Below are 25,239 nucleotides of genomic sequence, written 5' to 3'. Positions count from 1 at the left end.
ACATGCGCGGACGCGCATTTGTTACCCCGATTTATTCGCCCACACACGATGAGGTTCCGATGACCCGTACTGTCGCCGAAAAACGCGCGGCCTTCCGCGCGCTTCACCAGCAAGGCTGTTTCGTGTTGCCCAACCCCTGGGATGCCGGCAGCGCCCGGATGCTGCAGCATCTCGGTTTCGCTGCGCTGGCATCGACCAGTTCAGGCTTCGCGTGGTCCACAGGCCGCCCCGACTACGCGGTGACCTGCCCTGATGTTCTGCAGCATCTCGGAGCCCTCTGCGAGGCTGTAGACCTGCCCGTCAACGCCGATTTCGAGTCCGGCTTCGCTTCAGACCCGGCCACACTCGCGGCCAACGTCAGCCTCGCGATCCAGACGGGCGTGGCGGGTTTGTCGATTGAAGATCGCGACGTGGAAGCGCCGTTTGGACTCTACGACACCGCTCTTGCAGTGGAGCGCGTGCGCGCGGCCCGTGCGGCGATCGACCGGTCCGGCGATGACGTGATCCTGGTCGCGCGCACCGAAATCCTGCTCAGCGATCCGGGCGCGCTCAGCCAGTCCATCGATAAACTCGTGGCTTTCGCGGCGGAAGGCGCCGACTGTTTGTATGCGCCGGGCGTGGTCGACAAGGCCGATATAGCCGTCATGGTTCGCGCGGTGGCGCCCAAGCCGCTCAACGTACTGATGATGCGGCCCGGCTTGAGCGTCGCCGAACTGGAGGACCTTGGCGTGCGCCGGATCAGTGTCGGCGGAGGGCTGGCGCGGGTTGCATGGCAGGCCATGTTGACGGCCGCGGAACACATGAAGGCCGGTTCCTTCGATGGCCTCGCGGGCGCCGCACCGGGCAAGCAACTGAACGATATCTTCGGTGGATTCGCCTGAGTCTGAGGGCCCGGCTTAACCGCGTTGATTTCGTGAATGTCCCTGCGGCGCAGGGACATTCAACCATCTCGTACTGTGTCGGCTCGACAACATGTGGGTGGCCCAAAGCGGCCGAAAGGGGTTGGCAAGCTCCATAAGTGCCTGATAATATTTAGACGTGGATGGCCACCCGGTCCCACGTCACTCAAGCTTCATTTCTCAAAGGGAGGCGAAAAGATGCTCACATTCTTTGATAGCGCCGTCCCTTACTCGACGCGCCGGCCAGTTTAGGTCGCCGTCCGCGCGGGCATAGCAGCCTGCGCCATTTCCAGACAGTCCGTTATCAGTTCGCCCGCACATGCAGGCGCGCTCTCGCTGTCTCTTCCTCTTCTTTCGACCGGATAGCTTCGGGCGCTTGGCGCTACGGGCTGTGGCAAATGGCTTATACGAAAAAACTCGACTTCGGCGGACGGGCGTTCAAGGACGTTCTCGGCTTCACTGTCGTTCACTGGGGCAAACAACCGTGGCGCATCGTCGCCATTGTTGCGCTCGCGCTGCTGTCGGCACTGGCTGACGTCCTCACGCCGCTCTACGCAGGCCGTCTCGTGGATGCACTCGCCGCCGGCGCGGCCGGCAAGGAGCTGGCATGGCGCGCGGCAACCACCGCGTTCAGTATCCTGGCTTGTCTCGGGCTGGCCGGCACGCTGCTGCGTCAGCTCGTTTTCATGAACATCATTGTGCTGACGCTCAAGATGATGAGCGAGATTGCCGCCAACGCGTTTCATCGCGTGCAACGGTTTTCCGCTGACTGGCACGGCAACAGCTTCGCCGGTTCGACCGTGCGCAAGATCACGCGTGGCATGTGGGCGCTCGACCTGCTCAATGACACGCTGCTCATCGCCCTGCTCCCGTCGCTGGTCATGCTGGTCGGCGCGACCGTGCTGCTCGGCATGCACTGGGCGGTGATGGGGGTGGTCGTGGGCCTCGGGTCGCTGCTCTATATTGCGGTGACGGTCAGCCTGTCGCTCGGCTTTGTTGCGCCGGCCGCTCGCCTGGGCAACGCCTGGGACACCCGCATGGGCGGCGCGCTGGCAGACGCGGTGAGCTGCAACACGGTCGTCAAGGCCTTCGGTGCGGAAACGCGCGAGGAGGCGCGGCTTGCCCGCGTGATCGGCAAGTGGCGTCATCGCACGCGGCGCACCTGGGCGCGCGGCACGATCAACGGCGGTGTGCAGGGCGGCATGCTGGTGGTCATGCAGGCGGCAATCCTGGGTGCTGCGCTGTTGCTCTGGGAAGCGGACAAGGCCAGTGTGGGCGACATCACGTTCACGCTGACCATGTTCTTCATGCTGCAGGGTTATCTGCGCGAAGTCGGAATGCATGTGCGCAATCTGCAGCGCTCGGTCAACGACATGGAAGAGCTCGTATCGCTTGAAGGTCAGCCCCTGGGCGTGGAAGACAAACCCGATGCCGGCCCTATCGCGATCCGTGAAGGCGAGATCCGCTTCGAGCATGTGACCTTCAGCTACGACGGCCACGCGAAGCCGCTGTATGACGACTTCTCGGTGCGGATTGCGCCGGGAGAGCGTGTCGGGTTGATCGGTCACTCGGGGTCCGGCAAGACGACGCTGATCAAGCTTATCCAGCGGCTGTACGACATCTCGGGCGGCAGGATCATGATCGACGGGCAGAATATTGCCGATGTCGCCCAGGCGTCGCTGCGTGGTCAGATCGCGATCGTCCAGCAAGAGCCGGTGCTGTTCCACCGCTCGCTCGCGGAGAACATTGCGTATGCCCGGCCGGGCGCCACCCGCGCGGAAATCGAGCGGGCCGCCAGGCAAGCCAGCGCCCACGATTTCATCGCGGCGCTGCCTCAGGGTTATGAAACGCTCGTGGGCGAGCGCGGCATCAAGTTGTCGGGTGGTGAACGCCAGCGTGTGGCGATTGCCCGGGCGTTCCTCGCGGATGCGCCCATCCTGATCCTGGACGAAGCAACGTCGAGCCTCGACAGCGAGAGCGAAGTGCTGATCCAGCAGGCAATGGAGCGGCTGATGGTCGGCCGCACCACCGTGGTGGTCGCTCACCGGCTTTCTACGGTGCGGGCGCTCGACAGGCTGCTCGTGCTGGACAAAGGCAGGATTGCCGAGGGAGGCAGCCACGAGAAGCTGATCCAGCTCGACAACGGCTTGTACCGGCGTTTGTTCGAACGGCAGGCGCTCGGCTTGGTGACCGATCGCGCCGCACCGGAAAAGACCGCGCGGGCGAGCGGCAGGCCAAGCGGTTATGCGGACGATCCCTCGTTGAGCACCAGCACGTGATGCAACGGTCCGGGCAGCACCCGGACCGTTGTATTGCATCGGTATGTTTACGTCAAAGCGACTGTTCTACTGCTGTTAATTGCTGGTCTGCCCGCTTGTTCCATTCGCATCTATCTTGGCGCTGCCGCCAATCGGCGGCATGCCCGGCGGTTTTACCAACTTCCTCATTTTCGTGACCTGTTCCGCTGTCACCACGGAACCGGTATTGCCCCAGCTCGTGCGCACAAAGTTCGAGACGTCGGCCACTTCCTGATCGGAGAGACGCCATCCCAACGGCGGCATGGTGAATGACGAGGGCGCCGTGCGAACGCCCGGCAGCGTATTCCCGGAGAGCACCACGTGAATCAGCGAACTCGCGTCCTCCCCCTGCACCACAGGATTGCCGCCGAGCGCAGGAAACACGCGCGTGTAACCCTTCCCGTCGCTGCGATGGCACCCCATGCAGTTATCGCGGTACACGGCAGCGCCCGGCTTGCCGACATCGCCTGTACGTAACGCCTTGGCAACCGTGTCGTCGTAGACGTACGGCGTTTGCCCCTGAAGCTTGGGCGGCAGACTCTTCAAATAACGGGCAATCGCGCTCAGATCGGCGTCAGTCATGAACTGCACGCTGTGGGCGACCACGTCAGTCATGCCGCCAAAAGCTGCCGTGTGCGGGGAGCGTCCGGTCTTCAGGAATTGAACAATGTCGGTCTCGCTCCACATGCCAATGCCCGTCCTCTGCTCGCCGCGCAAGCTTGCCGGCACCCAGCCGTCGATAGGCGCACCACCGGACAGATAATCGGGGCCGTCGGCATCGGTCAGCGCTTTTTCCTGCATGGTCACGGCACGTGGCGTATGGCAGGCGCCGCAATGGCCCGCGCCCTGCACGAGATAAGCGCCACGTGCCAGCACCGGGTCCGCGCCGGCCGACGTCGCGAACGGTTGCGGCTTGGGCGCAAACGCCGTGCGCCATAGCGCGAGCGGCCATCGCATTGACAGCGGCCAGACGATTCCGGTCGCGCGATTGCTTTGCTGAACCGGGTTCACGCCATGCATGAAATAGGCGTACAGCGCGTGCACGTCGTCACCCGACAAGCGCGAATATGACGGATACGGCATCGCCGGATACAGGGTGTCGCCGTTCTTTTTAACCCCTTCACGCAGGGCCCGGTCGAATTCATCGAAGGTGTACGAACCAATACCCGTGCCGGCGTCAGGCGTGATGTTGCTCGAATAAATCGGCCCGATCGGCGTGTCCAGCTTCAGGCCGCCCGCAAACGGCTTGCCGTTCACCGCCGTGTGACACGCGATGCAATCCGATACGCGGGCAATGTATTCGCCGCGCGCAATCATCGCGGAATCTGCTTGAGATTGGGCTTGGGCCAACGATGCAAGTGCAAACAGCGCCGCTGCCACCGATATTTTAATTGTCCTCATGCGCTCACCAGCGGGCCGGGGTTCTTCAGATACTGCTCGCGGATCGCCTTGGCCGACCAATAGGCCAGCGCCGCCACGAGGCCGGTCGGGTTGTAGCCGATCCCCTGCGGAAACGCCGACGACCCCATCACGAACACGTTGTGCACATCCCAGCTTTGCAGGTAACGATTCAGCACACTGGTCTTCGGGTCGGTACCCATGATCGCGCCACCAACAAGATGCGTGGTCTGGTAGCGACGCGTGTCGAAGTGGCCGCCGAATTCGCGCGTATAGACGTTGATGGCGACCGGCCCCATCGCCTCGGCAATCTTGTGCATCTGCCCCGTTACGTAGCGCGCCATCTTGATGTCGTTGTCTTTCCAGTCGAAGGTCATGCGCAGGAGCGGTTGCCCGTAAGGGTCCTTATAAGTCGGATCCAGGTCGAGATAGACATCGCGATACGTCATGTTCGATCCATGCGCGTCCATGGAGACCGTATGCAGGTAGTTGTCCTTCACCGACTGCTTCCATGCGCTGCCCCAGTTCGGCGTACCCGCGGGAGTCGCAATGCCGCTGATCGGCTTGGTGCCCGCCTGGTTGACCCAGCAAGGCGAACCGCCAACGAAGCCGAGCGGCCCGTGGTCGAAGTTGTCGGCGTTGAAGTCGTCCACCGCGACACCGTTGCCGCCCGCGCCAATATACGGATTGGTGTAGGTGTCCTTGTCGAAGAACGCGGTGATGGTCGACAGGTTCTGGTACGCGAAATTCTTGCCGACGACACCCTCCCCCGAGACCGGGTCGTAGGGCTTGCCGATACCCGAGAGCAGCAGTAGCCGGACGTTGTGATACTGGAACGCTGCGACGATCACCAGGTCGGCAGGCTGCTCGACTTCGCGGCCGGCCGCGTCGAGATAGGTCACGCCGGTGGAGCGCTTTTTTGTATCGTCGAGATTGACGCGCAGTACGTGGCACTTCACGCGCAACTCGAAGTTCGGCGTCTGTTTGAGCGCCGGCAGGATATTCAGGTTAGGCGATGCCTTCGAGTACATGTAGCACGCGTACCCGCTGCAAAAACCGCAGAAGTTGCAGGGGCCCATCTGCACGCCATAGGGATTGGTGTACGGTCCCGACGTATTCGCCGACGGCAAGCGGTACGGATGCAGCCCCAGTTCCCTGGCAGCCCGCCCGAACCGCTCGGCGGAATACGTATTCAGCTGCGGGGGCAACGGGAAATGATCGCTTCGCGGAGCGTCGAAAATATTGCCATCGCCAACAATCTGGCCCTTCACCTTGTACGCTTGCCCCGAGGTTCCGAACACCTTCTCGGCGAAATCGAAGTGCGGTTCAAGTTCCTCGTAGCTCACGCCGGCGTCCTGGATCGTCATGCCTTCCGGAATGAAATTTTTGCCGTAGCGCTCCTCATAATGACTGCGCAGACGCAACTCTTCAGGCGCCACGCGAAAGTGCACGCCCGACCAATGCAAGCCCGCCCCTCCCACGCCCTCGCCCGGCGTGAACGCCGCCAGCTGGCGATACGGCAGCGCCGTGTCATTCACGCCATGGCGGATGGAGACGGTGTTTTTTGACAGGTCGATGAACAGCTTCTTGCGCACGCTGTAGGTGAGCTCGTCGATCGTGTTCGGATACGCGCCGTCAGGATAGGTGTCGCGATACTCGCCGCGCTCGAGCGCCACCACTTTCAATCCGGCTTCGGTCAGCTCTTTCGCGAGGATCGCGCCCGTCCAGCCAAAACCGACGATCACCGCATCGACGTGCGGCTTTTTCTGTGCGGCCATCAGGTGCGCTCCCCTTTGATCGAAACCGGTCCGTACGGATAAGGCTTGCCGTCCTGGTTGACGAAGTCCATGAAGTCCGCGCGTGCACCCGGAAAACCGATGGTCTTCCAGCCGACCATGTTGCGGTTGCCGCCGTGCACCGGATCACAGAAAAATCCCTCGCGGGTGTTTTGCAGCAACTGCGCGAAGAAGGTCCCGGCGGGGACCTCGTCGAACTCGATCTTGTCGGTTTCGAGCTGGCCCAGCACGGTGTCGCGGGTGGCCGTGTCGAGCGCAGCGAAGGTCTTGTTGTAGGTCTTGCTGCAGTACCCGTCAACGGCCGCAATACCCATTCGGTACACGTCGCGCGGTACGAGTTTCAACTGATAGCCGAGCTCGGGCGGACCTTCTTGAAACGGACCCTGCATGTACCAGAGCGCACCGTGCGCATAAGGCGTATCCATCTGGCGGTCGATGAATTCAGGCACGCCCGCATCGATTGCGCCGGGTCCGTTGGCGTCGGCAGGAATCAGGCGGTCGACGGCCGCACCTATGAATGCCCATTCTTTGGCATCGAAGAAAACGGGGGTATAGGGCGACGCGCTTGCTTGCGTTGAGGGAGTAGCTGTATTGGACGGGGTGGTCGAAGTGAGGTCGCAGCCGGCGATGCTTGCGATTGGCACCAAGGCGACGGACTTGCGCAGGAAAGTGCGCCTGCTGTCACTAGATTGCTTGACGCTGAGAAACTTGAGCATGGGGAAGTTTCCTTTAATTATTCTTGGGGAGCTTATTTACTGCCAGCTTCATTGCCAGCTTGATCGCGTGCGTTGTTGCTTGCCGAGCCGCTGATCTGGCTGGAATTTCATGAACAATGAACCGATCGGCGGCGATGAGCAAGCATGCAGCAGCGCTTGCTGCATGCTTGCTCTGCGAAGTCTGCAAAGTTATGCGGCGGTCTGTTGTTCGAGTACGCCCGGCAGAAAGCCCTCGCGGGAAGCCGGGACTCGCCACGTGCAGCGCGATATCCCGGAGGGCCGATCAAACATCAGAACCCTTTGGCGTGAACCAGGAATGGTGCCGGCGCGTGAATCGATGCATGCAGTCCGGTGTCCGGCCCAGGGAGATAGTCCGTGTGCGGTTGCTTCGATTCATCCGCTTGCTTGAGCAGATTGGCCGCGGATGCATCGATGGCATCGGTCAGGGGTTTCGGATAAACGCCGATTGCCAGCACCAGCACCGCGAGCGCGCCCAGCATGCCGAACTCTCGCTTGCCGAGGTCCCAAAGACCGGCCACACCCGCATTGCCAACGGGCCCGTAGATTGTCCGTTTGTACATCCAGAGCGTGTACGAAGCGCTCAGGATCAGCGTGGTGCAAGCCAGCGCCCCGATCCAGAAGTTGAACTTGACGGCGCCCATGATGACCATGAATTCGCCGACAAAACCCGAGGTGCCGGGCAAGCCCACATTGGCCATGGAAAACAGCATCGCGAAGACCGCGAACCGCGGCATCACGTTGGCGACGCCACCATAGGCGTCCATGGAACGCGTATGCAACCGCTCCCACAGAATGCCGATGCAAAGAAACATCGCACCCGAGACAAAGCCGTATGAAATCATCTGAACGATTGCGCCGTCCATGCCTATGTCGTTGAACAGGAACAGTCCCAGCGTGACAAGGCCCATGTGCGCGATGGCCGAGTACGCTAGCAGCTTGCTCATGTCGGTCTGCGCCAGCGCAACCAGGCTCGCATAGATCACCGCGATCAACGACAACACGATGATCACCGGCGAAAAGAAATACGCCGCGTCGGGCGTGACGGGCAATGCAAAGCGGAGAAACCCGTACGCACCGAGCTTCAACATGCCGAGCACAACCGAGGCGCCCGTGGGCGCTTCAAGGTGGACCTGCGGCAGCCATGTGTGGATCGGCCACATGGGAACCTTGACCGCAAAGGCGGCGAAGAACGCGATGAACACCAGCACCTGCGGCGTAAAGCCCATGGGCAGCGCTTGCCAGCTGGCGAGGTCGAAGGTATGCGATTGCTGATAGAGATACAACAGATAAAAATGCTGTCTCGGCCTTACCGGATAAGCGTTTTAGCCGATATGTTTCTAATATTTTGCTCAAGAAATGGGCACGACAGCATAAGGCTTTGCGGGAAGTTGGCAGGAAATATTAGAAACTTTTTAACCACGAGGGGAAAGCAAAATGAAAACGATCACGGGGATTATGTTGTGCGTCATTCTGTCGGCATGCGGAGGAGGCGGCGATCCGTCGCAGCCCGCACCCGGGGCGGCAGTCGTTAAGCAAACCATCGGCCCGCAGCTTCGACCGTGTGAAGCGACGGGGCCTGATGCCCCGCCCTGCCCCTCAACCGCGATAGTTGCCGCGGTGATTCATTGAGCTATTTGGCTGGCGGCGTCTGCGTCGAGTTCGCCAGCAGGGTGTTCACTTGGCCCGTATCGCTCGTGCTGCCGAACCAGAAGTGCACCACGACCAGCCATACCGTTCCAAGCGTGCCTGTCGCCGAATAGATCAGCGCCTTACTCGCTTCCGGAACGGGTGCGCAGAACAAGCCGATCAGCAGCGCAAAGAAGCCGACCGTGATCAGGAACGTTAGAGCCGCTGGGACGTGCGATTTGTTCGCGGTCTGCATGTCCCGAGCACTCACAGTATCCTGGACCTTCAGGCTTGCCAATGTCTCGGTATCCTTAAAGCCTGCTTGGGCTAAACCGAGTGCATAGTCTTGGTCAGCTTTCTTCATTGCCATCAATTGCTCCGGCGTTGCTCCGCTGAGCGCTGCGGCAATGGCATTCTGCCGATCGTCGGTTGAGGAGCTCGGCTGTGGGGTGAGTCCAAGAACGCCTTCCAGGGCGCTTATCGCTCCGCCGGCAAGCGGGCCGCCAACGCATGTAGCGATCGTTGGAGCAAGCTTCTCAATTACGCCTAAAGCATCAGTCCATCCCGACATTTCCGATCCCCTTGCTGAGATTCAGCCTCGCTCGATATGCCGCATATCCGGCTCTCAGCTTGGCAAGATGTTCATCCGTTTTCTTGACGCCCATCAGGCGCGACGACATTCTTTCGCGTGTTTCAGGTCTATGTTTGAACCCGAGAGTCCGCTTATTTCCCCTGAGTGATTCGGAAACCAGCTTGCGCGTCTCAATGCTGTGCTTCGTGCCTGTTTGGTCTTTCGAATTTGGGCTGATGTTATATGCAGGCCGCAGCGTATCCATCCAAAATTGCTCTCGTTCTTTCAAGGAATCAAGCGGGCATGATTCGATGAGGACGAATTCGAATACTTCTTCACCGAAATAGTCCCACGCTCTTTGCAGCATGGCGTTGTGCTTACCGCAGCGGAGCTTGTATTTATGTTCCGCCATCCTTCCGCGCATGCTCCGAGTCGATCCGATATAGCATTCACCAGTTACGCTGTTGATGATTTTGTATACGCCGGATGCCATATCGACCTCGCTAAAAATTGATTCGGAATGCCGATATTTTATCAAAATCAGCGTTCATGATGCACCCCGAGTCAGATTGTTTGCGATACGGTTAGTCCAACCCTTTCCAAAGCTTCCCCACGCTTCAAGGCCTGTGTAATAGAGCAGGCGCGAAGCGTTGAACAGGATGATGATCTTCAGAGGATCCGAGTTACGCACGGCCGCGACGGTGATTGCGCCGATTGATCCGTCTGCCGTCACACCGGCCGCTTGCTGCAACCATTGCGCCGGGTGACCGCCGTTATAGGCGGCGTCGAAGACCTGAAAGCCGATGCGCGGGTCAAACTGATCGCATTGGTACGGATCCCAATAGTTCGTCTTTGCGATTTGCTTGGCGGTATCGAGAGGCAGGTCTTTCATCGCGCCAGCGTAACCCCATGCCTGCGCGACGCGCGCTGTGACGCCCCACATGGTCTCACCGCCAGGATCGGCCGGATTGAAGGAGTAGCCGCCTTCGTTGCCGATCAGCGCCGTGAATGCGTCGTCAAAGCTAGCCATGCTGGCTCCCGTGCTCAAGTAGCTTGTCCAGCTTGACTTCAAACCTGGACATTGTTGCAAAAATGTTCGTCTCCATGCGCTCTACTCCCGCCAGACGCGCATAGGTCTCTGCAACATGCGTTTGGAACCGGAGACTTTCTAGCTTGAACGCGTTCAGTTCTTCAAGCGCCTTGTCTGCATCGGCTTGGGCGTTATCCACATGGCGCCATACGAGCATGCCGACACCACCCAGCACCAGCACGAGAATCCCTGAAATGATGAGAGCCCAACCGCCATCGAGCGTCATGGTTTCCCCTCAAGAATCTTGCGAGCCGCTTCGAGCAGTTCGGGATGAAGGTGGTCGACGGGTGCGAAGAACTCGACCGCGACTCGAGCGCCGTCTTTATCGAACTCATACCGCTTCACATTCGGACAAAGCTTGTCGTGAAAATGCCCGCACCATTCACATGCGTTGCGTGGATCGATAGCCATGTCATTTCCCCGTGACATTGAATTACGTGTACTCGAAAACGAGCACTGCACCTTGCGCGCCGTTATATCCGGTGCTGGCCGCTTGGCTGCCTGTGCGCGCCGATCCTGCGCCGGCACCGCCATAGTTCGTCCCGGCAGTCCCAAGAGTGGCCGGGGCGCCTAGGCCACCAGAGCCCCAGAAGCTGTCGCCGCCCTTGCCGCCAAGCGGATTGAGCAACGCAAGACCGGCCATTCCCGGTGCGCCTTGCTGCGAAAAGATGATGTTGCCGGTGCCACTTGGTGCGGCCGGCGGAACGCCCGCAAGACCGCCTACGTCCCCAGCACCCGACGTACCGCCATGGATTGCACCGTCTGCGCCACCGCCGAGGCCGCCAGGGCACGAACATAGGGCACCGAATGCGGTTGCTCCGCCGTTATTGCCATTGGCGCCAGAAACACCGGTACCGGCCGCGCCGATAGTCACGGCCTCGGACGCGAGTGTGGCGAGATCGACAATAGCGAATGTGCCCGCCGAAGCTCCACCGCCCGCGCAACACCCATTGGCCGTTGTCGCGCCGGTGCCGCCGCCAGCACCGCCCGCGCCTTGTACCCATGCAAAGCCCTTCGTCGCGCCCGGCGTCGGCGTGTAGGTGCCGCTCGCGGTGATGAGTTGGACGTTGACGAGCGAGCCGTGGCCATTCGATGTGCTGAGCTGGAAATTCGCGCCGTCGTAGGTGACCTCGAATATCTGGCCTGCGACGAATGCGCCAATCGCGAGGCCTGGCACCGAAACCGCGCCGAGCCCGTTGAAGTTCATCGTGACCGTGCTGGTGACGTTTGGACCCGCAATAATCCCGCGCCACTTCTGGCCCGCCGCATAGGCTTGAGGCGCAATGTTCGCTGCACCCGTTATCGTGTCAGTTCCGGTGACGGTGCCGACCCAGTTTGGCGTACCATTCTGGAAGTCTTGAACCGAGATCGGCTGCTTTTGCAGGCTCGCGTTGGCGATATTCGTGAGTGTAAAGCCGCCCATCGGCAGGTTATTCGCCGCAGTCTGCTGTCCATCCTTCGTCATGCAGATGGAAAGCGCAGAAGCGATATCCTGATCTTGGCCTTGCATGCGCGAGGAACTGATATCCAGTCCGTTGGCTGCATCGGTCTGCCAGTTGTATGGCAGCGAATATGACCCACTTCCGTTAAAAGGCATTGCTAACCCCTATGCAAAATTCAATCTGCGCCTTGGCGCCCATGATGTCGGTAGCCATATATCTGATCCTCAAGTCAGGGGTTCGAGCTTGGCGTGCGTGGCGCCTGCTGCAGCAACAGCGCCCCAAGGGCGTTCTGCGTCGGGGTATTAACAGGCTGCTGCGCCGCATCTGAAAGCCGGGCCGCCAGCGCACGATTTACCAAAGCGCGGTTCTGAGCGTTCTCGATCAAACCGCCGACGTATGGAATCTTCTTCACTCCCGATTCCACCAGGGAGCCGAGCGCCGAGGCAGTATTCGAAGTGTTGACAGGCGCCGAAGACGGAAACGAATTCATGTACGAACCAACGCGCCCAATCGCGTTTAGCTGGCTGATCTCATCGGGCGAGTAAAACGCCGCTAGCTTCGAAGGACCGAAAGCCTGCATCTGCTGGGCGAACCCCGCTGGCTTGAACGGAGCGTCGCCGGCCACGTTATTGCCAAACCCCTTGAGCGCGAGCTGGCCGCCAATCTGGTTGCGTGCCTCATTGAACGCATCCGGTGCCTGCGACTTGAGCAGATTCGCCATAGCAGATACCTGATCCGTCTTGCCGCCGATCACATATTTGCGAACGAAGTCGTCGGGATTAATCGAATCGGTTGCTGACGCTTCCAGCGCCGGGATCTGTTCCTGAAGGGCGAAGCGTTGCGCGGCGAGCGCGCGTGCTGGCGCGTAGACGCCGCCCTGGTCATCGGCAGACAAAATCGCACTCTTCACGCTATCGCGAAGCGTGCCGAGCGCCGTATTGGTCGCGGGATCATTGCTCTGGTTCTGGTTTATGACCTTCAGCAGATTTTCTGCATCCTCAATAGAGAATGTCTTCCGCTGCGTGCCACCCATCAGCCCCAATTCGTTGAAATTGTTTTGCACGCCGCTCGGCACGTTATTGCCGAAATTCTTTAGCGTCGTCGCATAGTCCTGCGCGAGACCGGTTAGCGGCACGTCGAGATTCTTGCCGCTGGATGCGCGCGCAGCCGCGTAGGCATTCGAAACCTGCTGCTGCATTTGGCTGTCGATGTTTTGCAGCGAACCTTTGAGCGCGGTTCCAGCCTGGAAGGCATCGGAAGGGTTGCCAGCGAGGCCATAGAGCGCCTGCTGAAGCTGCGTATTCTGCTGATTGAAGCGGTTCGCCAGAGGCTCGCCAATGCCGCTCGCGCCGCGCATGTTCAATTCCTGCGCGTATTGCGTCGGATCTCGCGTAATCTGCCCGAGCGTCGGCTGAATGCCGAGCGTTTGGAAGTCTTGATTGCGCAGCGCTGTCGCGGCATCCAGACCGGGGTTCTGCATGATCGCGCCTGCCACTTGCTGCTTCGTCGGTGACATCATCGCGCCCGGATTGTTCGGGTCAACCGGGCCAGTCATCGACGCTTCAGGGGCATACGAGAGGCGCGCTTGTGGGCCGAGTTCGTTGACGGCCTGATCGACGCCTGAATCGGCAAGCGATGCGGCAGCGGCCGGAGTGATCGGGGAGGCACTGATTGATCTCGGCGTAAGTGCGCGTGCGGCAGAAGTACCCAGTGACCCAGCTGTAACGCCCCCCGCGCCACCCAAGAGGGCGGCGCCTATTTGGTAGCCCGGTCCAAGCCCTAGTTCGCGCGCGGTGCCCGACCCAGCACCAGCGCCGGCCGATCCCATAATCTGTGCACCCGGTGTCGTCTGCAAAGCCTGTCCAATGGCTTGCGATACAGGCGATGCAGCCCCCGCGAGAGCTTTCCCAACACCTACAGATGGAACCACGCCCGCCATCGCACTGGCGGCATCCTGTACGACGCGCTCAGCCCCGTTCTGCGGTTGCGGAAGGCCAATAGAATTCTCGATGTTCTGAATTGACGTAGAGACAGGAGCGAGATGGGTTCCTAAGACCTTGTTCACGCCTGCATTGAGCGCGTCGCCGGCCATCGCTGGCAGAGAGGTCACACCGGTGATTCCGGCACGCGCCGTGAGGCCCAATTGCCGCATGAATTGCCCGGCAGCGGAAGGAGAAGCCGCGGTTCCCGTGCCGCCCGCTGCCGACGCCGGGACTGGTGCCGCCGCTGCATCTGCGAGAAATTGCGCTGCAAGCCCTGTCGCGGATGGCGCAGTAGGTTGCGCGGCGCTCGCTGGCGCAGCACCCGCATCAGCGAGAAACTGAGCGGCGAGATCTGTCATTGCATCGCTCCGAGCTTTTGCAGCGCTTGAATCTTCGTGACGATCTTCGGATCCTGCTGCATCAGGTTTTTAGCGAACGCTGCGCGCGCAGTCGGGTCCTGGATATTCGCGTACTGGAAGATGCGCGGATCGGCGTTCTGGTCGAACTGCATTTCGGTGTTCGTATAGCCTTGCGCATCGCCTGCATTGCGCAGCGGCGCGAGCAATCGCGTCTTGGCCTGCGTCATCTGCTGCGCGCCGATCAGGTTATCTGCCGCTTCGCTGATTGCCTGCGGCGTCATATGCGCATTCGGATAGGCGGACTGCAAGATGGTCCGCGCCGAGTCCGTGCCCATGCCATTCGCGCTCAGACGCGCGGTGATCTGATTCGAATACTTATTCAGCAGATCGGTGGCCGTCACCGCGTCCGTCGCCTTTTCGCTACCGGCGAGAGATAGAAGGCCATTGGCGTAATTCAGGCGGTCCGCCTGCGGTCCGGTAGCAGCGGCTGGCGCCAAAGTCTTGATGTTCTGCAGGTATGAAACAGTGCTCTGCGCCTGCTGATTCGCGGCGTTCAGATCGGTCCATTTCTTCGACATCTCATTTTGGAGATTGGTCGCATTGGACGTAGCGCCGGCCTGCGCGCCCATCGGCGGGGCAGCATAGATTGCCCCGCTTTGCACCTGAGGCAAACCAGCCCCGCTGTTGAGTGCCGTCAAGGTGCTGACCTTGCCGACATAGTTCTGCGTTTCCTGAGGAAGTTTCTCGAACTGGCCGCCAGACTTAAGCCACGAATCCGTTGCACCCGGCCCCATGTTGTATGCAATGGCGCCGATGGTCGGGCTGCCATAACGCTGCGTCATGGCGTTGTAGTAATCCTGCCCGACGCGGTTCATTTCCGCGGGCGAGTTGTTTTTCGCGGGCTGCACGCCGAAACCGGGATTCGCGTTCGTGTTCGGCATGACCTGCCATGCACCAAGCGCACCTTTGGGAGAAACAGCATTCTGGTTGCCGACGCTCTCGGCTTGCACTATCGCGGAGCTTGCGGGGGTCGTTGCGCCTGCCTGAGATACTGCGGCCGTGCGGCTCGTAACCGGGAGAGGATTGCCCTGTGCATCGACGCCCGCGTACGGGAGTTGACTGCCTTCGCCGGCAGCCGTCGCCGCTGCATTGCCCTGCATGGTCGCTTGAGCGCCTGCAATAGGCTGGATGCGCGCAACATTCCCGGACGCGTCAAACAAGGGCTGCGAACCCTCCGGCACAGCTGGATTGAACGCGACCGGCTGCGACGGGTTGAGCGGGTTGCGCAAGATACCCGTCCCGCTGATCGGCGGGATGTAATTGGCCTTCGCAAGAGCCGCGGCATTAGCAGGCGCGGTCGGCATCCCGGCCGCCGTTGCCAAACGCGTGGCGTCAGTCGGCGCGGCCCATTGGCTAAGAATTCGCGCATAGCCTTCCGGGCCTAACATGCTGAAGATCATCATGGACTGCTGTGGCGTTTTGCCCGGAAGCGTCAAGGCACCGTTAGGCATTTGCGCCTGCGGTGCGGGTTGCGCTGGCGCTGCACCACCGCCCATTGCCGCCCCCAGCGCTGCACCGCTCGGCGCTGCACCCGGAGTCGGTACTGGCGCTGACACCACGCCCGGACCAGATTGACCGCCGGTCATGCCGCCAGCATCCGTAGGATCTTGCTGGGGCTGCTGCGCAGACTGCTGACCGCCACCGAACGCGTTGCCGTACATTTGCCCCATGAGCTGCGCTTGCTGACCCATCGAGTCGCGCATCATCTTCGCGCCAGCGACGCTCTGCAGAACCTTCGCAATGCCATTCAGCGGGCTCACACGATAGGACATTCCGCCAACAGGGTACTGGCCCATGTCGACCGGCTGTTGACCCTGCTGCAGCATGTTTTGCCCGATCGCCTGCTGCATCTGAAGCTGTGCATAGCTCTGCTGCTGATCCGGCGAGAGCATCGCCATTAACGGATTCATACCGCCCATCATCGGACCTGCCATATCACACTCCCCGGTTCATCATTGCGCCAAGCATGGCGGGGTTGATCTGTTGGCCGCCAGGCTGAGGCATCGCTTGCGCAGGCATGACAGAGGCTTGAGGCGTAGTCGCCTGGGCGAGCATTCCGGTATTGATCGGGGCCTGTCCGATCTTGCTTGCGTTTTGCATTGCTTGCTGCATGAGCATCATCTGCATCATCTGGTTCATGCCATTCACAGGAGCGCCAGCGCCAGCAGCGGAACCTCCGGTATATCCACTCATCAAGTCATCGGGAGTGCTGCCGTCAGCCGTGGCACCGGTCGGCGGGGCATACCCCATTGCACTGTTTGGATCTCCGCCCATGCCGAAATAGCCGCTCATTTGATCGCCCCTTGCATTTCCGAGATTGCGGCGCCGATATAGGTTGCCGTCTGAATAGCGTTGCGCTTCACGATCTCGAATTGCCGCGGACTCAGTTCATCTACCTGATCAAGCACATCCTCTCCGTGGTCGATATCGTGCGTCGCGTGGTATCGAAGCGTCCGGCACAGCGCCTGACCGTGTACACGCTCAAGCGTTTCCACTTGATCAAGCGGAGACGGGAAGCATTCGAGCGCAGCCATATAGCCGAGTAGCGCAGCAGGCTCTGCGTGATAAATCAGGTAATACTGCGAGCCCGCCATCGCCATCGCCAGCGGCGAGGGAGGCATATCTGCGACATCTATTCCGGCGCTCGAGAGGTCATAGGCTAGCCATGCCGCATGATTTAGTTCTTCCTCGAGATGCGCCTCAAAATAGTTAGATAGATCGCCATGGCTTTTATTCATCGCAACAGAAAGAAGCTGCGGCGTCGCGGTGATCACGTTGTGCACGAAAACGAGGTTCGCAATGAATCGCTCGCGATCGAGAAGATCGATTGCCGGATAGGTCGCGCGTACTTCGCGCAGCGCCTGGAGGAGATCGTTTCGCATTAGAAGAACATCATCGCGGCGGTGCCAGCCAAGCTGACGAGCCCCGCATCCGTCGAGTTCGCCGCCTGGTTGCTGGCATTATCGGAATTGAGCTGAGCTTGGTACTGGTTCTGCAAGTTTTGCGTGATATTGGCCGGCTGCGTCGACGATGTCGCCATCCCAGTGCTGCTCGGGACAAGCCCTGCGAGGCTGCTCAATTGGCTGTACGGGACCTGTGCAAGCGATGCTTGCTGGTTGTAATTGTTCCCCTGCTGTCCCAGATTCGTCGCCTGCTCGCCAAGCAAGCTGCCCTGCGCGCCCACTGCGCTGAGATTGTTCTGCAGCATTTGCGAACCGATCTGAGAGCCAGTCAGCACCGATTGATTGGCCGCGTTGCTATATGCCTGATTCTTCGAATTGTTGAAATTCGTCATCGCATTCGTGTAGGCCTGCGATCCGGGCGTAAGGCCCTGATTGGCAAGCTGCGATTGAAGGCTCGTGCCTTCCTGCGAGAACTGAGGATCAAGGTATTGCGTTTGCGCAGCGTAGGCAGCCTGCTGGCCCTGCTGATTGGCCTGCTGCGCGGCTGCAGGGTTGATCTGTGAGCTGAGTCCCTGCAATTGCTGATTGACGCCGCTCAGGCTCTGATTGACACCGCCGAGTCCATAAATGGAGTTCGACGTGATCTGGTTCGCGTTCCCGGCCGCGCTTTCCGACCCATTGATCAGGCTTTGCAGTGGCTGGCTGGCGGTGTCGGTTGTCGCGTAAATCGGCGCGCCCGACGCGCCCGTGCCAATTTGCTGCTGAGTCTGCGAGCCGAAGGTGCCCGAATAATTGTTAAGGTTCAGATCCTTGTTGTATGCGGCAGTCGCTTGATTCGTCTGCGTCTGCGCTGCTGCTGCATCGTAAGGATTGACCGGTGCCGGTGAAGAGCTTTTGCCGCCCATGTCAGGCCCCCTGGATATATCGGCACTGCGCGCGAGTCATGCTGTAGATCAGCAAGTCGCCATGGGGAGCGGCGTCCTCGATGGTCGCTTCGAGCACGAACCCGAGGTGTTCATCAAAACGCCGCGCGGCCGCGTTCGACGAATCAACGAGGCCAATGATTTTTTTGATGCCGAGTTGAACGAACGGATAGGTAAAGCAGCCGCGCAAGTAGGCGCGATTCAGCCAGTGCGGGCCGTCAGCCGCGACGTGCATCGCGATGCTCGCGCCGTTGTAGTGGTCGAATAGAACACCGGCAATGAGATCAGTGCCGCGCTCAAGGCCGATAGCGGTGCTGTCGACAGCCGAATAGACGCCGCCGGTGCGCTCGCACACCCATTGGCCTACCCGTTGAGATTCGTTCCAAACAATGCGTGTCATCGTGGTTTCCCGATGCGCAAAGCTGGAATGCACGAAGGCGCGCGGCTAGCTCGGCGCACCTTTTACCGCGAGGAAGTCCCCGCGTGCATGAAGATGGAAAATCTGGTTCGGATTGTAGGCAGCGGCAATTTAGAGCGTGACTTCAACCTGCGGCTCATAAAGCCATGTCGCGGACTCGATCGAGAAAGAAACGTTGGCCGTCGCGGTGCGCATGCGGTAGGTCGCGGCATAGCCGATCCCGTCGATCGACTCCCAATCGGACTGAATGACCTGGGCGCCGCTCCATGGAACCTTGTCCCACGGCGTCGTGTTCCACGGCGCGACAGAGCCCTGCGAAAACGACGGCGTCGAAGTAGGCAGCGAGTTGCTAAAGTCGGTCGAGAGATCCATCGTGAGCGCGAAAGATGAGCTGGCGAGAAACACCGGCTTGATCATCTTGAAATACTTCTGCACGCCGCGGTTGCCAAAATAGCTAAACGCCGGCTTGATATCACCGTTGATCGCGTTCAGCCCATCGCTCGATCCCACATCCGCGAGCGCCACGCCGTTCGGACCGCCGAAATAAAGCGCACCGTTGAAGTAGCAATAACAGATCGCATTCCAGCCCGTGAAGCGACACCACGCGTTCGTGGTCGTGTTCATCACGTAGGTATAGGAACTCACGTCCTCAGCGGTCGGCACGTTCACCAGCAGCTTTTTGCCGTCCGGATAAAGCACGACCTGCCATCCGTAATGCGCCCCGTAGGCTGCAACATCGCTTGTGACCGAAGGGCTGATCTTGCGCGTGAGCGATGCATTGATCGTCGACCGGTCGCTGATGAGCGCCTGGCTAAGCGGCGTCAAGCCGTCCGAGCCAAGAAAGACGATGTCCGACCCGTACTTCTCGTAGAACCGGCGCTGCGGCGGCCGTCCAATGCGGAAATGCGCTGCAATGCCAAAGCTGGACGCTTGCGAGGGGTCCGAGCCCTGATAGACGACACATTCACCTTCGGACGAGACAAACACGATGTACGGATTCAGCCCGGCGGAATCGTCGATATTCCACGTCGCCATCCCCATCAGATAGCCGCCAAGCGTAGTCTGCGGGCCGATATCGAACAGCGCGGCAGCGCCGCCTACCTGCCCGATCGGCAGATAGTAGGACTGCAACGTGTCGATGATGCCGAACCACAGGCGATTGGCGAACACGTTCACGCAGCCGAACAGATGCGGATCCACGCCCGTGATTGCGATCGGCGTCGAGGACTCCGTGACCTCCTGCCAGGTCGTTCCGTTGTACAGCAGCATGGGATCGACACCGTTCACCATGATCAGGAACTCGAGTCCGGCATTGCTGAAATTCACCCACTGCCAGCGCGAGTTCGTCAGTCCGGAAATGATGGAGGAGCCGAAGGCCACGACGTATATCTTGAGGACGCCGGCCGGTACAGCCGCGGCGAACGTGAGCGTAGTGCCGCTGATCGTGTATTGGTCCGGTCCCTGAAAGCCGCCATCGAAATGAATGACCAGGTTCGCGGAGGATGGATAGACTTTCGACAGAGTGAGCGTCGTCTGACCGGATCCGGTGAAAGGCCCCTCGGTGGCGATATTCCCGATGCTCACACCGATGATGTAGACCTTGCCTACGTAGTTCGGGATCGCTGATGTGAAGGTGATGTGGTTGGCGCTGACAGAATATTGGTCGTAGCCCTGGTACGTTCCATCGAAGTACACCAGCAGGCTAGTCGCGCCGGCATAGGCCTGCGAGAGCGTGAGCACGGTCTGTCCACCGACGCCGGTGAACGGCCCTTCAGCAGTGATACTCGCGTCCGGCGCGCCAATGCTCTCGATATAGACCTGAACGGTTCCAGGTGGTATCGGAGAGTTGAACGTGATGCTGTTCGTGCCGACGGTGTACTGATCGTAGCCTTGATACTGCCCGTCGAAGTGCACGAGGAGATCGGCTGATTTACCGTATGTCTGCGAGAGAGCGAGAGTCGTCTGGCCGGCCACGCCCGTGAACGGTCCCTCAACCACGACATTTCCAGAGCCCACCGCTTGGCTGGCCGTCACGTCGTAGACCTTACCGCCAGCAACCGCAAAGAGCTTTTTCTGCGTGCCGGAAGTGTATGCCGCCAGCGTCTCGACGTTCGTCAGTCCGGGTGCCCATGTCTCATAGCCATTTCGCAGCGGCACATCAGCGGTGCCCGGGAAATAGTTGTCCATGATGATGGCGTCGGTCGGCTCCATGTTGGCAACCGCGTCGAGCGTATTGAGCCCGCCAACAGGTGGCGGGATCGATTCGGTTTGGAGACGGGGCCTGCGGTTGACCTGCGCGCGCATATCAGCCCTCTGCGGTGTTGGCGACGTACCGGTAATAGGTCGCGCGGCTGATCCCGAGGCGGGTGCAGACGGCAGCGATTGATACGCCCTTCGAGCGCAGTTCGATGATCCGTTCTATTACTTTTTGCTTGTCCATTTCTTACTAACTGCCAAAACCGGTATCCGGGACGTTAGCGGAACCAAGCAGGATCGGAGGTTCTGCCCGCGCATTCATCGGCAGAACGCGAGAGCCGCCAGCACGCCCGATAGCGGCTTCAACCGCGTCGTCGTACTCGCGCTGCGCGGAACTCGAATCGAAGCCCTTTCGGTTCAGGAAACGCGCGATCATGCCGAGAATGAAGAGACGGTCCTGAAGCACCGGCGTGTCGGTATCGGCCATCCAGGAGGTCTGCGCGACGCCGGCCGATGACTGACACCAGCCGGTTGAGTAGTACTCCATGACCAGGTTGTCGAGGGAAGCTGGTACCGGGTTCACGAAGATCAGGCCATCCATGATGCGATAGCGCAGCCGCGGGCCTGTGGGGCTAATGCCTGACTTCAGTACCTGCCATTCCTGCGCGGAGAGAGGGCCGACGAGTTGCCAGCGGAATGAACGATCCCAGCCGGTTTGCTGGATGAAATGGTCCGCATCGGCGGGAATCGCATATGACTCATTGCCGAAGGAGAACAGTGCCCCGGTGTCGGTAGCGAGCGCAGGTTGGTTGAGCGTGACCGTCATGCCAATTGGATCGACCGCCGTTACCGTCACACCGTAGGGCGTCTGCGTGCTGGTGCCGATCATGCCGACCGCGATATTCGCGACCGTGTTCATGTTCGTGATGACGTTCGAACCGAGCGTGGTATTGCCTGAATAGCCGCCGTAGCCCACGAGATTGAACGTGTACTCCTTGCGCATGACAGGCCAGCCATCGTTGATGCTGCCGCGCGCTGCCAGATCTTCGCCCACGCGTGTTGCATGGATCAGCATCTGCGAGACCGTCTTGTCGGTATTGCCGATGATCTGCGTCGGGATCGGCAAACCGAAGTCGCCCATTACCTCCTGAATAATCCTCAGGATCGTTTTCTGATTCAGCGAGGTAAGGGGCTGGGTCATGGCTTATTTCTTCGCCTTGGCTTCCGCGCCGGCATGCACCAGCGACGCCATTTCCTTCATCTGACGCTGAAGGTCTTCGATCACCGCATCGCGCTTTTCGAGCTCGCCCTGCAGATGCATTGCATGCTTACCGTCGTCGGCTTGCTTGAGCCATGCGATCGCTTTTTCGCGCAGCTCGCGCGAGCCCATCCACGTCAAATTGTTGTCGGCGATGCCGGCCAGTTGCTCGACCGTATGAATGTGCATCGACTTCAGTTCCATGGCCTGCGACTTGGTCAGCGGACCCCATTGCTCGATCGGCGTACCGTCCTGAATCTGCTCGGCCTGCGCTTGGAACGCGGCCCATTGCCGGGGGAAACGCACCGGGTCGGCTGGTCCCTGATAGTCGTCTTGAAACTTCACCGGGCGAAAGATCTGCTTCGTGCGATCGCCTGGGAAATGAATGCGGACATGCGGGACATCTTTGAAAATCGGGCGCCCTGCCTCTTCAGACAGGAACGTTTGGTGAATCGCTTCGTTCGTGAATTCAACATAGAGTCGGCTATCGTCGCCGTGTGTGACATGCAGCGAATTGCCCTGTTCGACGATGCGAGCCTGTGCAAAATCCATGATGGGAAGCCTCCGAGAGAGAAAAAGAAGGGACGAGCCGAAGCCCGTCCCGAAGGGGTTTTACGTGATATTGCCCTGGGCGCTCGGACGGTTCAGCAGCAAGACAGCCTGCGTCGCCGACAGAACAACTGCGGTACTGCCAGAGCCGAGTGTAATGGCGGGTGCGGTTGCAAACTTCGCGCCTTCCATCTGCTTGCTGGCGACCAGCGTCGGGCTGACTACGCCTGCCGCCTGCCAATACACCGGGTTACCTGCAACCGGCGCACCTTGGCACGTGACGACAGCATGGCCGCCAACTTGGAACCAGCCCCACTGGCCGACGGTGAGAGCCGCCATCGCCACGCCGAGCACATCGCCGCTATTTGCGGTACCGGCCCAAGCGACAGCCGTATCGACGATGACGCCGGCAGCCGAGAGCGATTCGTTGAACTGGCAAACGGTGCCTGCTGCGATCGTGCCGCCAGACTGCGCGAACACGAATTCGCCGCCGCCGAGCGCCGGATCGTAGCCACGCAGCACTTCCATCGAGAAGTTCATGCGGCTCGAACCGGTACCGGCCACGAGGTTGGAAGGACCGGGGCCGGTCGGATCGATATCCGTCAGCTTGACGGCACCGAGGAGAGGGTCATATGCAATGAAAGACATGTCTCTCTCCTTATGCCAAAAAGACGGCTTGCAGACGGCGATTGGAAACAGTCATGTTGCCGGCGAAACCGACAAGTTTGACCATCGCGTCCTGGTTGACGGCGTACCGATCGTCACCAATCGGGGCGAAATTGCGATCCACGTGCGGGCGGAAGAAGATGTAATCCGTGTTCAGGAAATACATCTGGTTCGCCGGTGCGCCGCCGCCGAAACCACCGTCGAGCACCACGTCCGAATTCATGTACTTCAGCGAGTCAAAGCCCGCTTCGCCCATTTCATTCGAGGTAATGCGCTGGATAGCCTGCAACGATTCCAGATACATCCGGAAGTAGTTGTTATCGGCAATGATTAGGTCCGGCTTGTCCGTCTGGCGAACCTGTTGCACGTACACGCGGTTCATGTACGACTGGATGTTGGCAGAGGTAGTCGCGCTACCGCCGTCCGTCACACCCGAGAACTTCGTGTTGCGCCAGAACGTACCGACAGTCGTCGATGCGTCGATGCCGCCCACCACGCCGGTCGTCGGAGTCGTGGAAACCAGCAACGCCAGGCCACCGATCTGCCGGCCGCCATCAGCCGTGCCGTCCGAGTAGCAATCGAGCGCGATGTTGTTCACCAGCGTGCGCTCGGCGTTCTTGATGCGCGACTCGAGCAGGTCGATGATCGCTTCTTCGCCCGTGTTCTGAAGCTGCTCCAGACCCGAGATCGACACGGCAACGGCTGCTTGCGCGTAGTTGAACTCGGCACCGGTGAACACGTCGGAGGGCGAAATGTTCAGCGCTTCATAACCGCTGTAGCGCTTGAACGTGCCGTTTTCAGCGTATTCGAGTTCTTGGACAATCGTCCGTCCACCCGATACGGTTTTGACATTGCCGCGTTTGCGGAGGCGGAACAACAGAGCGTTGTTCTTCGTGATGTTGTCGGCCAGCTTCCCGGTGCGATTGCGAAGCGTGGTCGTGACAATTTCCGTCAGGGTAGAGGACGGATTTTGCAGGGCCATGATGTGACTCCCAGAGGGTTACGAGGTTACGGCTCGCATTGCTTGCCGCAATTCATCGCGCAGAGAGAGGTCCTGATTCGCGGTGGTCGTGGTCGAAACAGTTCCGGCCGGTGATCCGCTGATCGATCCTGCTGCCCTACGCTTTGCATCAGCTTTGGCTTTCGCCTCGGCTGCCCGCTTCGCCTCTGCATCCGCCGTCTGGCGGGTGAGAATTGTGGAACGAACATCAGGTGCTGCATGGCACGCCATGTCGTAAGCCTCTTGCATATCCTTGGCGATTCCGCCGACCAGGAGCTGAGCCATGACTGGCTTCACCTGTTCGTAGAACTCGTTTTTCGGGTCCGCAGCGAAGGTTTCGATGATGGATTGCGCCTGCCCCTGTACTTGCTGATGTTGCTGCTGCTCGGCACTGACAAACCGGCCCTCAAGCTGTGCAATCTTCGTTTGAAGCTGATGCACCTGAGGGTCGACTTGCTGCACCGTTTGCGCAGCGACTGCTAAATCCACTCCATACAGTCCGGCGACATGCCGCAGCACGTCGACCTTTTGCGTCGGGTTACCGGTACGCAGGATATAGGCTGTTTGGAGAAGATCCCGAACTGCGCCGGCTTCTGTGCCACCTTCTGCGCGGATCATCGGGAGATAGGGGGAGATGACCTCTTTCAACTGCTTGCCAAGCGATGCGTCCTGCCCGAGCGCCGTGATGCCGCGGTGCGCTTCTTCCTCGCGGCGAGCAATCACAGCCTGGACTTCGGCGGGGATCTTGTCCCAGTGCGCTTTTTCAGTCGCGGACCACGATTGCGGGACCTTGGCTTTCGATTCAACAGGCGGCGTTACTTCGGTCGGAGCGGTCTTGGAGACAGGCGCATCGCCGGTCTTCGGCTCAGTCGGCGTCGCGGTGACGGTCTTTTCAACAGGCGCTTCGATCGGCGGGTCAACCGGATCGCTCTTCAGGTCCGCAAGGTTCTTTACCAACTCCTCGCGCAGCGATAGCTCTGCCGGTTGTTCGACGACTTCGCCCGTTTCGACCTGACTGTTTTCGCCTGGCATCTTGAACCCCGCAGATTTATATGCAGGAGATGCTAGG

24 protein-coding genes and 1 pseudogene are annotated in these 25,239 nt (G+C 60.1%); 2 read left to right on the top strand and 23 right to left on the bottom strand.

The genetic code is table 11. The annotated features are described in order from the left end of the window. Positions 1-59 precede the first annotated feature (59 nt). Complete coding sequence (locus ABH944_RS23780) at positions 60-881, top strand: isocitrate lyase/PEP mutase family protein (protein WP_404609709.1); 822 nt, start codon at positions 60-62, stop codon at positions 879-881. A 416-nt stretch (positions 882-1,297) separates the two neighbouring features. Continuing rightward, positions 1,298-3,178, top strand: a complete 1,881-nt coding sequence (locus ABH944_RS23775) for an ABC transporter ATP-binding protein (RefSeq protein WP_404609710.1) — start codon at positions 1,298-1,300, stop codon at positions 3,176-3,178. Positions 3,179-3,253: 75 nt separating this feature from the next. Here ABH944_RS23775 and ABH944_RS23770 read toward each other — a convergent pair whose 3' ends face one another. The 23 genes and pseudogenes from ABH944_RS23770 to ABH944_RS23660 all read right to left on the bottom strand — a co-directional run bounded on the left by ABH944_RS23770 (position 3,254) and on the right by ABH944_RS23660 (position 25,202). After that, the gene (locus tag ABH944_RS23770) at positions 3,254-4,597 is read right to left on the bottom strand and encodes a c-type cytochrome (RefSeq protein ID WP_404609711.1); all 1,344 of its coding nucleotides are present in this window, start codon (positions 4,595-4,597) and stop codon (positions 3,254-3,256) included. Beyond that, positions 4,594-6,372, bottom strand: coding sequence for a GMC family oxidoreductase (locus ABH944_RS23765; RefSeq protein ID WP_404609712.1), 1,779 nt, complete (start codon positions 6,370-6,372; stop codon positions 4,594-4,596). The genes ABH944_RS23770 and ABH944_RS23765 overlap by 4 nt, the downstream gene beginning before the upstream one ends. Beyond that, positions 6,372-7,106, bottom strand: coding sequence for a gluconate 2-dehydrogenase subunit 3 family protein (locus ABH944_RS23760; RefSeq protein ID WP_404609713.1), 735 nt, complete (start codon positions 7,104-7,106; stop codon positions 6,372-6,374). Before ABH944_RS23760 ends, ABH944_RS23765 begins: the two co-directional genes overlap by 1 nt. A gap of 290 nt (positions 7,107-7,396) precedes the next feature. Further along, positions 7,397-8,413: pseudogene (locus tag ABH944_RS23755) on the bottom strand (NADH-quinone oxidoreductase subunit M); the annotation flags it as partial. A 344-nt stretch (positions 8,414-8,757) separates the two neighbouring features. Then, entirely contained in the window at positions 8,758-9,324 is a 567-nt protein-coding gene (locus tag ABH944_RS23750; protein WP_404659510.1) for a hypothetical protein, read from the bottom strand. Then, on the bottom strand, positions 9,308-9,817 hold the full coding sequence (locus ABH944_RS23745; RefSeq protein ID WP_404609715.1) for a GIY-YIG nuclease family protein: 510 nt from the start codon (positions 9,815-9,817) through the stop codon (positions 9,308-9,310). Before ABH944_RS23745 ends, ABH944_RS23750 begins: the two co-directional genes overlap by 17 nt. 54 nt (positions 9,818-9,871) lie before the next feature. Beyond that, positions 9,872-10,354, bottom strand: a complete 483-nt coding sequence (locus ABH944_RS23740; RefSeq protein WP_404609716.1) for a glycoside hydrolase family 108 protein — start codon at positions 10,352-10,354, stop codon at positions 9,872-9,874. After that, the gene (locus ABH944_RS23735) at positions 10,347-10,640 is read right to left on the bottom strand and encodes a hypothetical protein (protein ID WP_404609717.1); all 294 of its coding nucleotides are present in this window, start codon (positions 10,638-10,640) and stop codon (positions 10,347-10,349) included. Before ABH944_RS23735 ends, ABH944_RS23740 begins: the two co-directional genes overlap by 8 nt. Then, complete coding sequence (locus ABH944_RS23730) at positions 10,637-10,825, bottom strand: hypothetical protein (protein ID WP_404609718.1); 189 nt, start codon at positions 10,823-10,825, stop codon at positions 10,637-10,639. The genes ABH944_RS23735 and ABH944_RS23730 overlap by 4 nt, the downstream gene beginning before the upstream one ends. Positions 10,826-10,847: 22 nt before the next feature. Then, positions 10,848-12,011: a hypothetical protein gene (locus ABH944_RS23725; RefSeq protein ID WP_404609719.1), complete on the bottom strand. Its 1,164-nt coding sequence runs from the start codon at positions 12,009-12,011 to the stop codon at positions 10,848-10,850. Positions 12,012-12,085: 74 nt separating this feature from the next. Beyond that, positions 12,086-14,197 carry a hypothetical protein gene (locus ABH944_RS23720; protein ID WP_404609720.1) on the bottom strand — a complete coding sequence of 704 codons (2,112 nt, stop codon included), beginning with the start codon at positions 14,195-14,197 and terminating at the stop codon, positions 12,086-12,088. Beyond that, positions 14,194-16,191: a transglycosylase SLT domain-containing protein gene (locus ABH944_RS23715; protein WP_404609721.1), complete on the bottom strand. Its 1,998-nt coding sequence runs from the start codon at positions 16,189-16,191 to the stop codon at positions 14,194-14,196. Before ABH944_RS23715 ends, ABH944_RS23720 begins: the two co-directional genes overlap by 4 nt. A 1-nt stretch (position 16,192) precedes the next feature. Then, positions 16,193-16,549 carry a hypothetical protein gene (locus ABH944_RS23710; protein ID WP_404609722.1) on the bottom strand — a complete coding sequence of 119 codons (357 nt, stop codon included), beginning with the start codon at positions 16,547-16,549 and terminating at the stop codon, positions 16,193-16,195. Beyond that, positions 16,546-17,139, bottom strand: a complete 594-nt coding sequence (locus ABH944_RS23705) for a hypothetical protein (RefSeq protein WP_404609723.1) — start codon at positions 17,137-17,139, stop codon at positions 16,546-16,548. Before ABH944_RS23705 ends, ABH944_RS23710 begins: the two co-directional genes overlap by 4 nt. Further along, a complete protein-coding gene (locus ABH944_RS23700) occupies positions 17,139-18,065 on the bottom strand; it encodes a tail fiber domain-containing protein (protein ID WP_404609724.1) in 927 nt (308 codons plus the stop codon). The genes ABH944_RS23705 and ABH944_RS23700 overlap by 1 nt, the downstream gene beginning before the upstream one ends. A 1-nt stretch (position 18,066) precedes the next feature. Then, the gene (locus tag ABH944_RS23695) at positions 18,067-18,483 is read right to left on the bottom strand and encodes a GNAT family N-acetyltransferase (protein WP_404609725.1); all 417 of its coding nucleotides are present in this window, start codon (positions 18,481-18,483) and stop codon (positions 18,067-18,069) included. A gap of 129 nt (positions 18,484-18,612) precedes the next feature. After that, complete coding sequence (locus ABH944_RS23690) at positions 18,613-20,805, bottom strand: hypothetical protein (protein WP_404609726.1); 2,193 nt, start codon at positions 20,803-20,805, stop codon at positions 18,613-18,615. Position 20,806: 1 nt separating this feature from the next. Beyond that, positions 20,807-20,941 carry a helix-turn-helix domain-containing protein gene (locus tag ABH944_RS23685; RefSeq protein ID WP_404609727.1) on the bottom strand — a complete coding sequence of 45 codons (135 nt, stop codon included), beginning with the start codon at positions 20,939-20,941 and terminating at the stop codon, positions 20,807-20,809. Between the two features lie 6 nt (positions 20,942-20,947). Further along, on the bottom strand, positions 20,948-21,898 hold the full coding sequence (locus ABH944_RS23680) for a hypothetical protein (RefSeq protein WP_404609728.1): 951 nt from the start codon (positions 21,896-21,898) through the stop codon (positions 20,948-20,950). Between the two features lie 3 nt (positions 21,899-21,901). Continuing rightward, the gene (locus ABH944_RS23675) at positions 21,902-22,507 is read right to left on the bottom strand and encodes a chromosome partitioning protein ParA (RefSeq protein ID WP_404609729.1); all 606 of its coding nucleotides are present in this window, start codon (positions 22,505-22,507) and stop codon (positions 21,902-21,904) included. Positions 22,508-22,567: 60 nt separating this feature from the next. Further along, positions 22,568-23,152 (bottom strand): hypothetical protein, encoded by a 585-nt coding sequence (locus ABH944_RS23670; protein ID WP_404609730.1) that lies wholly within the window; start codon positions 23,150-23,152, stop codon positions 22,568-22,570. Between the two features lie 10 nt (positions 23,153-23,162). Next, positions 23,163-24,152: a phage major capsid protein gene (locus tag ABH944_RS23665; protein ID WP_404609731.1), complete on the bottom strand. Its 990-nt coding sequence runs from the start codon at positions 24,150-24,152 to the stop codon at positions 23,163-23,165. Positions 24,153-24,170: 18 nt separating this feature from the next. Then, positions 24,171-25,202 carry a hypothetical protein gene (locus ABH944_RS23660; protein WP_404609732.1) on the bottom strand — a complete coding sequence of 344 codons (1,032 nt, stop codon included), beginning with the start codon at positions 25,200-25,202 and terminating at the stop codon, positions 24,171-24,173. Between the last annotated feature and the right edge of the window lie 37 nt (positions 25,203-25,239).

This window comes from Caballeronia udeis (assembly GCF_044909315.1).
Classification (GTDB): Bacteria; Pseudomonadota; Gammaproteobacteria; order Burkholderiales; family Burkholderiaceae; genus Caballeronia; species Caballeronia udeis_A.
The sequence above is the reverse complement of the archived record's forward strand: the minus strand, read 5'-3'. Positions and strand labels throughout refer to the sequence as shown.